The organism is Methanosarcina sp. (assembly GCF_035390745.1).
Lineage (GTDB): Archaea > Halobacteriota > Methanosarcinia > Methanosarcinales > Methanosarcinaceae > Methanosarcina.
This window is the reverse complement of record NZ_DAOOUJ010000071.1, coordinates 1-13,186: the sequence shown is the minus strand read 5'-3', so window position 1 is coordinate 13,186 and position 13,186 is coordinate 1. Positions and strand designations below refer to the sequence as shown.

Here is a 13,186-nt window from a genome sequence, read left to right as displayed (position 1 = left end):
AATATCTGTATTTCAAATCCAGCGTCTCAGGTTATTCATTCTTTGCAATAACAGGGAAGTCAAAGGCTTCTTCTCCTACTGAAGAAGGTGTAACCGAAATCGAGCCAGGCAATGAACCTGATAACTCTCAGGTTAACATGGGAGATACGGGATCAGAAGCTGGAAATGAGTCAGGTGAAAAAGAAAGCAAAGGCACGCCGGGCTTTGGAATGGTTTGCGGAATAGTCGGCCTGTCTGCGGCGTTCCTGTACAGGCGGAAGTAAAAACTAAAGAAGAAAATACGGATTTAGCAGATGAAAAGATAGGTGAAGGTTTTAACCTTCACCCTGCTTTTTGTTATCTCAGTCCTACTTTTTTGTGTATTTTTCTTAAGTTCTTCTTTAGCATGAAAGCTAACCCAGGTCCTCGAAAAAAAGAAGATATGAAAATTATTTCGCAAGCTAGAATTGATTTTCCCTTCTTCGTCTACTTTTACTGCTGTTATTCTGATATTATTTTCTAATATATTTATATTATTCGATGTTTATTTTAACATGGGAAATATTAGTCTTAATAATAAATAATATAAGATGTGGGGGATGCAAATAAACAGAGTAGTTGCTCTTTTTTTAGCCTTTCTGGTTCTTACATTCGGATCGGGAATTGGAACTGCAGCAGAAATTATTGTTCAGCCAGGGCAATCAATACAGGATGCATTGAATAGTTCGGTTTCAGGCGATGAGATTATCATAAGCCCGGGAAACTATACTGAGAATCTCAGGGTAACAACAGATGGTCTGATTATCAGATCAGCTTCCGGGGACCCTGAAGATACGATAGTTACCGCAAATAATCCGGATGAGGATATATTTTATGTTGAGGCAGATGAAGTAACAATTGCAGGACTCAGCATTAATGGTGCAGGAAACAACCGTTCAGGGATTTACCTTATAAGCTCATATAACTGTACTATCGAAAATAACGAGTTTTTAAATGACTCTCTCGGGATATACCTTCAGAACTCAGACTATAACCTTATTCTCAATAATACCGCAACAGAGGGTAAGAGAGCAGTTAATGTTGCAAGATCAAACTACAATACGATCTCCGGAAACAATGTTTCAAATCAGAGGTTTGGAATCTATCTCTTTATTTCCGGGTCAACTCTCGTTTTGAATAATACTGTGAATATGAGCACTGATCATGGAATTGTCCTTGATAATTGCAGCAATATCAGCCTTGAGAAAAATAATGCAAACTCAAATGGGGATAACGGTATTTACCTGGTTAATTCCAGCAACAATAGTCTTACAGGAAACACAGCAGATTCAAACCTTGCCACTGGAATCTATCTGAAAGGTTCAGCCGCTAACAGCCTTACAGGAAACACAGCATTAAACAACAGCAGAGGCATTTTCCTGCAAAGGTCAGGCGAAAATATGATCTCAAGAAACACGGTTACAAACAATAAAAACGGTATTCTGATAATGTCTGCAGGAAACAGCACTGTTTCAGAGAACATAGTTTCACAGAACAGTGCTTCTGGAATATCTCTGCTGAATTCTACCAGCTGCATTGTAAGCGATAATGTACTGTCCAATAACACCCTTGGAATAGATCTGGCTTTCTCAGGCAACAGTACAGTCCTTAATAACAGCATTCAGGACGGAAGGAGAGGGCTTAACCTGCAGGACTCCAGCTACATTATTCTTGTGAACAACACAGTTTTGAATAACAGGTATGGAGCCTACCTGCTGCGCTCAAGCTGGAACGTTTTCTCAAATAACACTGCAAATGGAAGCGAGAATCACGGCGTTGTTCTGGAAAACTCGAGTAACTATAACGAAATTACCAGCAATATATTAAGCTCTAACAACGCTTCTGGAATATATCTTACAGGTTCAAATAATAATAAGATCAGCAGCAACGAAGCGTCCGGCAATACCAGAGGCATTTACCTTATGACGTCGAACGGGAATGCTCTTTTGAACAATAAAGTTCTGGACAATGGTGAGTATGCAATTCTGCTGGCTTATTCTTCAGGTAACAATATTTCGGAAAATGAGGCTTCCACTAGCAGCAGGGGTATTCACCTGAGCACTTCCAGCGACAATATGCTTTCGGGTAATACTATTGTCTCAAACGGCGTTTCCGGTATATATATGGCTTCAACGAGCAACAATAATACCTTCTTCAATAACTATCTGAATAACGATGTTAATGCAGATGTTAAACAGGGAAGCGTCGGAAACGTATGGAACACAACAAAAACTGCAGGCACGAGCATAACAGGCGGACCATATCTGGGTGGTAATTTCTGGGGAAAACCTGATGGGACAGGCTTCTCGCAGACTGCAGGTGATGAAGATGGGGACGGTATTGCCGATGGGGTGTTCAATATTTCAAACAGCGGCTATACGGACTATCTCCCGCTTGTAGCTGTTTCCGAAAAACCGCAGATTACAGAGGATTCAACGGATAATCATACTGAAGTATTCGAAACAGATATGGATACAGACTCAAAGAACAACAACCAATAAAATAAAAACGACTACTTACGAAAACGGAATGATTTATGAAAACGAGACCAGTTATAAAAATGAAACGACAATCACAAAACGGAGTTAATATAAAGTTTGGGTAAAGCCCTGAAGAATGATTTAACCTGTTTGAAAAGGCCAGATGGAGGTATGGCTCCTTCATCCTGATTCTTTTCTTTCCCTTTTTCCTTTCCCTGCTCTTTTTCCTTTTCTTTCTCTTTTTCATTAGGTTTAATATTCTGGTGGATCTTAACGTCTGATCTAAAGTTCGTCTGAGGTTGAGTTTCCTTATCAATGTGCCGTTATGATATCAGGTTACTTAACCGGGGACTGATGAATTGGCCTTTAATCTGGATCCAGTTCTTTAAGTATATATACTTTTATTGAGGTTACTTTTTTGTTATTTTATTAATGAATATAGCTAATATTTATTGTATATTGTTACGAAAATATCAATACGTAGTAATTTATAACATATTTTTTTAACCACATGTTAACATTTAAATAGTAATTCGACATTAATGTTAATGCTAACTAAACGTTAGCTTTCCTTCGGAAGCTTCAAAAAGCATCGATTCTCCTGTAAAGAAGGAAGATGTTGTTAAGTGCTAAGGGTAATTACGCTAGAGGCGGCATTCTGCTGAAAGAAATAATCTCCTGAATAGGGGATGCAACTCTATGCCGCCAGAGAATTTAAAGAAGACTAAACAAAAGTAAAGGGGAATATTATGGAAACTGAGAGTAAAAGCCGATTTATTACGGAACTTCCTGTGAAAACTCAGGAAATATTAAATAGTATAGATTTTCCTGTAAGAAGGAATGACATTATTGAGCAAGCAAGGAAGAGTGGGGCAATTCCTGACATACTGCGGGAAGTTGGCATGCTTCCAGACAAGAAATACAACAGCATTGAGGATGTTGCCGAAGAACTTCATAAAATTTACATGGGCATCCCCTGTTAAAAAACATAATTTCTTTTTTCATTTATTTTTGGAATGATTATAACTAATTTCAGGTTTTTACTCCGGGAATGACTGCAAAGTTCATTTTCCATGAGTACTGACATTCACAATCAGTAAATTTTACTTAACTGATGACTAATGACCTTTTATTTATATTAATCAAATATTAAATAAGTATGTTTATATTAGTTGTAAGATTTCTAGCTAACTGGTAAGTATCAACTATTTTAACTGTCTTTGTAGGAGAAATTATTATTAATAAGCTAATCATTTTGCTTGCAACTTTTTTTGTTCTTTCGTTATTTGCAGGTATAGGAAATGCTGCAGAGCTTTCTGTCCAGGAAGGAGATTCGATACAGGAAGCTGTAAACAGTGCCGTTCCAGGAGATGTGATTATAGTAAAACCTGGGACGTATACTGAGAATATTCTAGTAACAACAAAAAATGGTCTGACAATCAGCTCAGAATCTGGAAACCCTGAGGATACTATAATCAAGTCATACTATCCAGAGACTGATGTGCTCACGATTGAGGCAGACAATATAACGGTCAGAGGTTTCACAATTACCGGAGCCACTGTTAATTGTTCAGGCATCTGTCTTCACAGGAGTAATAACTGCCTTATTGAAAATAACAAACTTTTCGACAACTCATATGGAATATACCTTTATTCTTCCGAAAAGAACAGGATCTTTAATAACGTAATCCTCAAAGGCGATAGGGGAATTTTCATTGAGGAGTCCGATCACAATTCAGTTGAAAGCAATAAAGTTTCCAGATGCAGGTATGGGATCTTTGTCCTGAGCTCTAAAGTAAACAAATTCTTTAAAAATACAGTTCTGGATAACAGGGAATACGGCATATTGTTCTCGGGCTCGAACAGCAACAATCTCTCCGAAAATACGGCATCTAACAGTATGAGGGGTATCCATATCGGAAACTCTGACGACAACAAGCTCTCGAAAAACTCAATTTTTTCAAATGATATCTATGGGCTCTTTGTCTGTCCAAGAAGCGATAGAAATCTCATTTATAACAATTACTTCAATAACACTATGAATATAGAGGCTAACAACGGAACAGATAATTCATATAGCAAGCCAAGGACCAGGGGTGAAAATATTATGGGCGGGCCCTATACAGGAGGAAATTACTGGGCAATGCCTAACGGGACAGGCTTTTCGGAAACAGCAGTTGATTCCAATGGAGACGGAATTGCTGATGAAAACTATGAGTTTGAAACCAGCGATTATTTTGACCCTCTGCCTCTTGCAACTTACATCCCTCCTGACCCGATACTTCCAAGAGCAAACATGAGTTTCAATATCCCGGAGGGTTATGCTCCTTATTCTGTCCAGTTTACTGACCTTTCGGAAAACGAAACGTCAAGAAGCTGGGACTTTGAAAACGACGGGATAATTGATTCCTCAGATGAGCTTCCTGTTTATACATATCCGGGTCCAGGAGTCTATTTCGTTAATTTGACTGTAAGCAATGATAACGGAACGGATATCCAAACTACAACAATAGACGTTGCAGAAAACAGTGTTACTGATATACGGTATGGGGCAGGGTCCGGCAAGGATGGCGCTGATACGCAGAGTTCAGGACAGGGCGGCATCAGCAGCATACCTGGCTTTGAAATGATTTACGGAGTGTTCTGTCTGCTTGCCGTATTTATGTATAAAGAATCCAGAGAATAAAGTAAAATGAAAAAAGAAACTTCATAAGAAGCCTCTTACAAGAAACATATAAAGTCCACTGGAGTGACCCTGATAAAGCCCTGGGAAGCCTTTGAAAGATATGCAGAAGAGTACGATGCATGGTATGATAAATACAGACCTGTATATGAATCCGAACTTCTTGCCCTTAAAACCTTTCTCCCGGAGAATACGGGAAATCTTAAAGCTCTTGAAATAGGGGCTGGAACAGGCAGATTTGCAGCTTCTCTCGGGCCTGGGTACGGACTTGAACCTGCAGCGGCAATGGCAGAAATTGCAGAAAAAAGGGGCATTCAGATGGTGCTCGGGGTTGCCGAGTCCCTGCCCTTCAAAAGACAGAGTCTTGATCTTGTGCTGATCGTAACCTCACTCTCTTTTTTTAAAGACCCGGTACAGGCACTTCGTGAGGCTGCAACTGTTCTTAAGCCGGGAGGGCAAATTATCACAGGAATACTTGACAGAGACAGCCTGCATGGAGATTTTTATGAGTCAGGGAAAAAAGAAGGCAGGTTTTCATCAGGTGCTGAATTCCTCTCTACCGCAGAAGTTTCAGGCTGGCTTGCAGGTTTCGGATTTGAAGAAATTAAGGTCTGCCAGACACTTTATATGCAGCCTGAAAAAGTAGAGCATGTAGAACTTCCACAAAAGGGTTCAGGGACTGGAAGTTTTGCTGTGATCTCAGCCAGAAAACCATACTCTTCACTGTCATAATACGATGCGCTGAGTCTACAACCACGTAATTTCCATGTTATATGGGCTGTATAACATTATATCAATATTAAATGAGTTTTATCTAAATAATAATATATCTATTGTTTTCTAAATATTGATATCAGTCGCACATATCTAAATAATCTCTATATATGAATTATAAATAAATCCATGCATTTTTGGTTATGTAAGAAATCATGGTAAATTGCTCTACTTCGGCAGCATTTCTCAAAAACATTTACTGATGTGAGATTGGAACGGGGAATTGGTTTTAGCACTGATGCTTGAAACTTGGAACGAATTTTTGCTCTAAAGTTGATGGCACACAGATTAAAAAAATCCTTAATTTGGGGGGTTCCATGACAAGCATACTGGTAGTAGAAGATAATCCTATGAATATGGAATTGGTGACATGTCTTCTGGAATCAAACGGAATTGAAGTCACACAGGCTGTAGACGGCTTGGAAGCCCTGGATAAGGTCAAAAACTCTCTCTTTGACCTTGTATTACTGGATATCCAGCTTCCGGAATGGGAGGTCTGGAGGTCTTAAAGCACATTAAGGAGGATCCAGTTTTGCAGCAAATAAAGGTTGTGGCTTTAACTGCACAGGCGCTGGTAGGAGACAAACAGCGTTTCATTGATGCAGGCTGCGTCGGTTATATTTCCAAGCCCATAGATGTATTCCAGTTCATGGATGTGCTAAATTCTTTTTTAGGCAGTGGGAAGGCATAATCCATGAAGATACGCAACAAGACACTGGCAATTCTTGGAATAACCTTTATTTTTTTATCTTTATTTCTGGTAATGGCCACAGAGCAGATAGTTGGAAAAAGCTTTGAACAACTGGAAAAGGATGATGTATCCAAGAATATGGAAAGGGCAAAAGCAGCACTGGATACCAGGTTAAATACGTTGAGTATGACAACCTGTGATTACGCCGTATGGGACGACACTTATTCTTTTGTTCAGGGACAATATGAAGATTACATCTATGAGTCCATTTCCCCTGAGGTAGCGGTCAATCTTGACGCCGACATAATACTTTTTTATAACTCCTCAAACAGGCTCTACTATGCTACAGCACTGGAAGAGAATGCTACTGAATTTACAAACGTCTCGGACAGAATGCTTGATTTCATAGCTGCAAATGAACGTCTTTTCTCTCACCCTGCACCCGACAGCCATGTATCTGGAATTATTAATTCCCCGGAAGGGCCATTACTGATTGCTTCCCATCCTATTATAAAGAGTTCTGGAGAGGGACATATAGCAGGCACTCTCATATTCGCAAAGGCTATAAATGCCGAATTTATAAAGGATCTTGAAGAAACAACAAGCTTATCCCTGAATGCAGAAGTCTTCGATAAGGAGAGTGCAGCATCATCTGCAGGTGTAAAATCATCAACTATTACAGCAGCTACTTCAGAAGAAGATAATAACCTTGATTTGAATTATGTAAGTGAATCTGTGGTTGTGGGGACAACTGTTCTGAACGATATCAATGGGAGACCTGCACTGTCTCTGGACGTTGAGATGCCGAGGGACATCTATCAGCAGGGTCGGTCTACTATACGATACGTTCTTGGTGCATTTCTGATCATGGGACTTGTATTTGAACTTGTCCTTTCATTTTCACTTGAAAAATCGGTGTTATCTCGCATATCTTTGCTGAGCACTAACCTTACAGAGATCACTAAAAAAGGATCACTATCCTCCCGCATAAACATGGAAGGTAAAGACGAAATTTCCGATCTTACAGGGAATATAAACCGCATGCTCAAAACCCTGGAAGAAAATGAGGAGATACTCAAGAACCTCGACATAATTGAATCCAGCCTTGAATCTATGAATGCGGGCATAATGATAGATTGTATGAATTCCAGGGTCATAATGAATAGTAAATTCATTGAAATGTGGAATATAAGTGCAGATCTGGTCTCGCAGAACAGTGCTGTAAAAGTTCTCGAGCATGTAATTGCACAGACAGTTGACGGCAGCGGGGATACTGCGAAGATTAAGAAATTGCAAACCAGGGATCAGGTAACATTGTACCTTAAAAATAAAGATTCTGTTTATGACTGGGAAGCAGGGCCATTACTCCAGAGTGGAAAGATGATAGGTACTGTTTATTGTACCACTGATATTACGAGCGTGATACTTCGAGAGCTTGAAGAGGAAAATAAAAAGAGGCTGGAGACTGTACTTTCAAGCATCATCAGCGGCGTTGTTCTTATAGATGCTGAAACGTCCACCATAGTTGATGCAAACCCGGTTGCTGAGGAGATGATTGGTCTTCCACAGGAGAAAATCATTGGTAAGTCCTGCCATCATTTCATCTGCCCTGCAGAAGAAGGGAAATGCCCCATCCGTGATTCAGGACTAAAAGTTGACCGGTCTGAACGTGTGCTGATCAATAAAGATGGGAACAGGGTTCCCATTCTGAAGTCCGTGGTGCCCATAACAATTTCAGATAAAAAATACCTGGTAGAGAGCTTTGTGGACCTTACCAGAATAAAGCAGGCAGAGGACAGCCTTATCCAGGCCAAGATCACAGCAGAAACTGCAAATCGTGCCAAGAGCGAGTTCCTCGCAACTATGAGCCATGAACTGCGGACGCCGCTGAATTCCGTCATAGGTTTCTCTGACCTGATGATAGCAGGCAATGCCGGAGAAATATCTGAGAAACAGAAGAAATTCCTGGGCAACATATCCATGAGTGGAAAACATCTGCTCGCTCTCATTAACAATATACTTGACATCTCCAAGATCGAAGCTGGCAAGATGGAATTGAATAGTGAGACCTTTGCTGTTACGGAAACGTTTAATGAAGTAAAACAGCTAATCTCTCCCCTTGTTGAGAAAAAGGGACTTAAAGCGGAGTTCTTCACAGACGAAAAACTTGTAAACATATATGCTGACAAGATAAGGTTCAAACAGATTCTTTTCAATCTTGCAAGCAACGCCATTAAGTTCACTCCTGCGGGTGGAAAGATAAGCATCTCCTCAAAAATGGATGACAAAACGGCCCAGTTCACTGTAAGGGATACTGGAATTGGGATAGCTGAAGAGGATAAGCAAAAACTGTTCAAACCTTTCACACAGCTTGATTCTGCTACAAACCGCATGTATGAAGGGACAGGGCTTGGGCTTTCCCTCGTTAAAAGTTTTGTAGAGCTGCATAAGGGGAAGATATGGTTTGAAAGTGAAGTTGGAAAAGGCACAGCTTTTACTTTTGAGATACCTTTAGTAACCGATTTAAGCCAAAAGGGCACTGCAGAAGAGATAACACGGGATGCAGAAAAGATAACAGGGGATACAAAAGCAATAAAAAAGGATGCTGAAGCGAGAATAAATGATACTGAGAATGTCCCTGCACCAACCATCCATATCCCGCAAATAATCGAACCCGCGAATAGCAGCAGTGATGAACCGCTGATACTTGTGGTGGAAGACGATGATTCTTCAAGGGAATTGCTTGTGATCACCCTGACTCAGGAAGGTTACCGTGTGGCATCTGTTCCCAGTGGAAAAGAAGCCCTTGAACTTGCCAATAAACTGAAACCTTTTGCAATAACTCTGGACATTATGATGCCTGAAATGAGCGGCTGGGATGTCCTGAAGCATTTGAAAATGGAAAAACAAACCCATGACATTCCGGTAATAATCACTTCCATGCTGGATGAAAGAGAGCTGGGGGTCGTATGGGGAGCTGTGGAACACTTCATTAAACCTATTCAAAAGGATAAACTGCTCTCTACACTGGAGAAGATCAAAGAAAAGGAAGCAAAATCTTCTCTCAGTGTACTGGTGGCAGATGACGAAAAAACTGCGGTGGAACTTGTAGCTGCAATGCTGAATGAAAATGAGTTCAATGTGTTGAAGGCCTATGGAGGACAGGAGGCAATGGATATTGCATTCAAAGATTTGCCGGATGTGATTATTCTGGACCTCATGATGCCTGAGATCAGCGGTTATGATGTCATAAAAGCGCTTAAGAGCAGGCCTGATACCATAGATATTCCCATAATTATCTGTACTGCAAAAGACCTGGATCCATATGACTTAAAAGAACTGGATAAGAACGTGTCCAGTATAATGCATAAAGGTATGTTCACCAGGGAAGACCTGCTTAAATGCATTGAGCAGCTTCAAAAAGCGAATCCGAAAGAGATGTGAGACATCTGACTCTGAATCCCGTAACTGCAATCTGTAACAGTAAATTTGATGCAATCTCTGGATCAGACGCCTGAATCGGGTCAGAAGCAGGGTTTAGAACGCAGGTTATGAGTCGTCGGTTAAGCATGAAATTTATTATTTCTGGCGGTTCTATTTCCTGTAACTCAGCACTTTTTTGGCGAAATATATCAAAAATCCATTTTAGCCTGTATTTCCCCCAGCCTTTTTTTTCCGAGATCAATAAGTTTCATCAGTTCTTCGTACTCGCTTTCTGAGACCATGCTGCCCGGAGGCAAAGTTTTTACAGCACTCCCTTTCGAGTAAAGCAAAATTCCGTTCCAGGCTGCAAAATGAGAACCTGAAAGGTACTCGCAGGGCAGTTCCCATCTGGATTTTACGTTTTCAAAGCCTTCAAAAAGGTAAAAGGTAGTTCCGTTTTTCAGTATCCGAGTAAATTTCAGGAGTGGGTCAGCCATGCTCTCATCCGGTTTGTGTTAAAGAAAAAACTGAAAGGGAAAAGATAAGATAAAAAACAAAAAAGAGTTTAAGAAGGTCATTAAAAAAATAACCTTCTAAAATTAAATATTTTTGCCTATAAGGTCGTTCAGGTCAAGTTCGAACCCTACAACGGCATACCCGAGTGAAAACCTGCTTATTACCTCGGGGTGGAACTCTCCGAAAACTCCCAGCTTTTTGCCGTTGACATAAACATCTGCCCTCCTGCCTTCAAGGAATGCAGGATCTTCTGACTCTTTTACTTCGTAAGAGAGCATCATCTCTCTCATAAAGGCATCCACGACCTCATACACTTCGGTGAAGTTTGCCTGCGGGTGGATAGAGACTGCAGCAACGTGCTGACATGTTGTTTCATTGCTCACAACCTCTCCGAATTCGAAGATTTTCTGCGGAAGTTCCCTGTGCTGGTTTAAGGAAAGGATTTCAAGCAGGTTAGGAAGCACGGTTGTCCTGAGCATCGTCTGGTCTTCGCTGATCGGGTGAAGCACATAGGTAACATCGTCAGTCTTTTCCCTGCACATGTTTTCAAAGTTGATCTTTTCGCTGGTAAGCGTGAAGGGCATAACCTCGTAATAACCGAGCCCGACCATTATTTCATTTACCGAAGCCCGCATAAGGGATATCGGGTGGGACTTGCCTGCAGTATAGGTCTCAGGGATTTTTACCTTGATGTTTTCGTAACCGTAGCCCTTGGCGATGTCCTCTACAAGATCATAGTTGTGCAGGATATCTGCCCTGAAAGCCGGGACCTTTACCTCAACAGTTTCCTTATCAAGGGCACATGCTCCAAAGCGCATCCTCTCAAGCTGTTTTACAATCTCTTCAACCGGGAGTTCCATGCCTATCAGAGATTTTACCTCGTTTGTTGTAAGCAGCCTTTCTTTGGGCTCGAGGTCAGGCAGGACAAGTTCCTCGCCTCCGGGGCGGATTACCCTTACAAACTCAATCTCTCCTCCCCTTTCGGCAAGGGCTGTGACAACTATATTTAAAGCCGTGTACACAGCTTCTCCAAGCCCAGTAACGTCAATGAAGAGATCGGTTGTCTGTTCAGTCACAGCTGTGAGTGTACCGTTGATGATTGGCGGGAAAGACAGCACATTGTCATCTGCGTCCAGGATGATCGGGTATTTTTCAAAGCCGCTGACGAGATGGGCAAACCTTGTGCCTTTGGGGTGCTTTTCCAGGATTTCTGTCATGCTCATCTTTTCAGTGTAGTCAAGAGGCACGAACTCAAAGCTGGGGTCAACTGCCATGTACCTGAAGGGCGGCTTCACATTTTTAAGGTCATGGACACCGATGGAAACTTTTTTCCTGTTCCTGCCCAGACCCCAGTGCAGGTCTTCCTGAAGGTCCATGAGGGATTTGATAGAAGAGGAAGTGAACTTCACGCCCCTTACAACTGCACAGCCGAGGAAGGGCCTGATCTTCAGGATGTCTTCGCTTATGGATATGGATACTTTGTAGGGCTTTATCTCATATTCCGGAAGCCCGGTCTCAATGTCTAAAAAACCCCGCATTGCCCTGGCTGCCCCTTCAACGCTGTAAAGGTCTGGCCTGTCAGGGAAGAACTCGATGTCAACATATTCGTCTTCAACCCTTTCGATATCGGCCCCTATCATGGGCACCCTTTTTATGATGGTTTCTTTATCTGTTCCCGTGAGTTTTTCGAGGTCTTCATAATGCAAGGTGATTACTGGCATGGGGATTTCATCTCATTGTTACTAGCTAACTTAATGCCAAAAATAATCAACTTTAGATTTAATGCTTTTGTTTCAGGGAGTGTTTGAGGAATATCCGGGCAGAGAACCGGTAAAAAACAAAAGTTTTTTTTTCATATTGTGCATGTATTCAGCACATGAGCAGCATGTCCATTTCAACCATGTGCGATGAAAGCAAAAACAATAACGTCAAAAATGATCCCTGCAAAAAAGATGAAGGCAGGAGCGTTAAAGGCAGGGTGGTAGTTTCCTGGACCGGAGGAAAGGACGGCTGCCTTGCATGTTACAGGGCAGTTTCGGAAGGTTTTGAGGTCACCCATCTCCTGAATTTCAGAGAAATCCAGAGGCGCGGCTCCCATGACATCAATCCTGACCTGCTTTATGCACAGGCTGAGGCTCTTGGAATTCCACTTATCCATAAGGACTTTATTTCATATGAACAGGAATTCAAAAAAGCGGTCCGTGAGTTAAGGGACAGAGGGGAGATAATTGACGGAGCGGTTTTCGGGCATATAGAGACGCATAAAAACCTTGTTGACAGGATATGCGGGGAACTGGATCTGGAGTTAATAATGCCGCTCTGGCAGAGGAGTTCCGGACAGATAATTAATGACCTCATAGATTCGGGGTTTGAGGTGGTCCTGCTCAGCGTCAAAGCTGATTTGCTGGGAAAAGAGTGGCCTGGCAGAAAGATCGATGAAAATTTCATGTGCGCCCTGAAAAAGCACAATCCTTCAATCGACCCCTGCGGTGAAAACGGAGAGTTCCATACCTTTGTTACCGACTGCCCGCTGTTCAAAAACAAAATAAGGATCATGGAGAGTGAAATGGTCCTGAGGGGAGGCTACTGGTTCCTGGAGAT

Annotated in this window: 9 protein-coding genes and 1 pseudogene; 8 read left to right on the top strand and 2 right to left on the bottom strand. The window is 41.5% G+C overall.

Annotation, left to right across the window (positions count from 1 at the left end; translation table 11 throughout):
* The 7 genes and pseudogenes from PLL47_RS13020 to PLL47_RS12985 form a co-directional block, all read left to right on the top strand.
* On the top strand, nt 1–263 hold a 263-nt coding region (locus tag PLL47_RS13020), incomplete at its 5' end, for a PGF-CTERM sorting domain-containing protein (protein WP_324446762.1).
* Nucleotides 264–578: 315 nt separating this feature from the next.
* Nucleotides 579–2,519 carry a right-handed parallel beta-helix repeat-containing protein gene (locus tag PLL47_RS13015; protein ID WP_324446760.1) on the top strand — a complete coding sequence of 647 codons (1,941 nt, stop codon included), beginning with the start codon at nt 579–581 and terminating at the stop codon, nt 2,517–2,519.
* A 728-nt stretch (nt 2,520–3,247) separates the two neighbouring features.
* On the top strand, nt 3,248–3,481 hold the full coding sequence (locus PLL47_RS13010) for a DUF2795 domain-containing protein (protein ID WP_324446758.1): 234 nt from the start codon (nt 3,248–3,250) through the stop codon (nt 3,479–3,481).
* A 272-nt stretch (nt 3,482–3,753) separates the two neighbouring features.
* Entirely contained in the window at nt 3,754–5,184 is a 1,431-nt protein-coding gene (locus PLL47_RS13005) for a NosD domain-containing protein (protein ID WP_324446756.1), read from the top strand.
* Between the two features lie 63 nt (nt 5,185–5,247).
* Nucleotides 5,248–5,913 (top strand): class I SAM-dependent methyltransferase, encoded by a 666-nt coding sequence (locus PLL47_RS13000; protein WP_324446754.1) that lies wholly within the window; start codon nt 5,248–5,250, stop codon nt 5,911–5,913.
* 359 nt (nt 5,914–6,272) lie between these two features.
* Nucleotides 6,273–6,646 (top strand): annotated as a pseudogene (locus PLL47_RS15015) (response regulator).
* Between the two features lie 3 nt (nt 6,647–6,649).
* A complete protein-coding gene (locus PLL47_RS12985) occupies nt 6,650–10,090 on the top strand; it encodes a response regulator (RefSeq protein WP_324446748.1) in 3,441 nt (1,146 codons plus the stop codon).
* A gap of 188 nt (nt 10,091–10,278) precedes the next feature.
* Here PLL47_RS12985 and PLL47_RS12980 read toward each other — a convergent pair whose 3' ends face one another.
* On the bottom strand, nt 10,279–10,566 hold the full coding sequence (locus PLL47_RS12980) for a hypothetical protein (protein ID WP_324446747.1): 288 nt from the start codon (nt 10,564–10,566) through the stop codon (nt 10,279–10,281).
* A gap of 102 nt (nt 10,567–10,668) precedes the next feature.
* Nucleotides 10,669–12,306, bottom strand: coding sequence for a phenylalanine--tRNA ligase subunit beta (gene pheT, locus PLL47_RS12975; protein ID WP_324446745.1), 1,638 nt, complete (start codon nt 12,304–12,306; stop codon nt 10,669–10,671).
* A gap of 155 nt (nt 12,307–12,461) precedes the next feature.
* Between pheT and PLL47_RS12970 the strand changes: the two genes are divergently transcribed.
* Nucleotides 12,462–13,186, top strand: a 725-nt coding sequence (locus PLL47_RS12970; RefSeq protein WP_324446743.1) for a Dph6-related ATP pyrophosphatase, incomplete at its 3' end; no start/stop codon positions are given.

Bases quoted from the DNA above. Each gene is read 5' to 3' on its own strand.
- pheT (WP_324446745.1), bottom strand. From the start codon at position 12,306: ATGCCAGTAATCACCTTGCATTATGAAGACCTCGAAAAACTCACGGGA.
- PLL47_RS12980 (WP_324446747.1), bottom strand. From the start codon at position 10,566: ATGGCTGACCCACTCCTGAAATTTACTCGGATACTGAAAAACGGAACT.
- PLL47_RS12985 (WP_324446748.1), top strand. From the start codon at position 6,650: ATGAAGATACGCAACAAGACACTGGCAATTCTTGGAATAACCTTTATT.
- PLL47_RS13015 (WP_324446760.1), top strand. From the start codon at position 579: ATGCAAATAAACAGAGTAGTTGCTCTTTTTTTAGCCTTTCTGGTTCTT.
- PLL47_RS13010 (WP_324446758.1), top strand. From the start codon at position 3,248: ATGGAAACTGAGAGTAAAAGCCGATTTATTACGGAACTTCCTGTGAAA.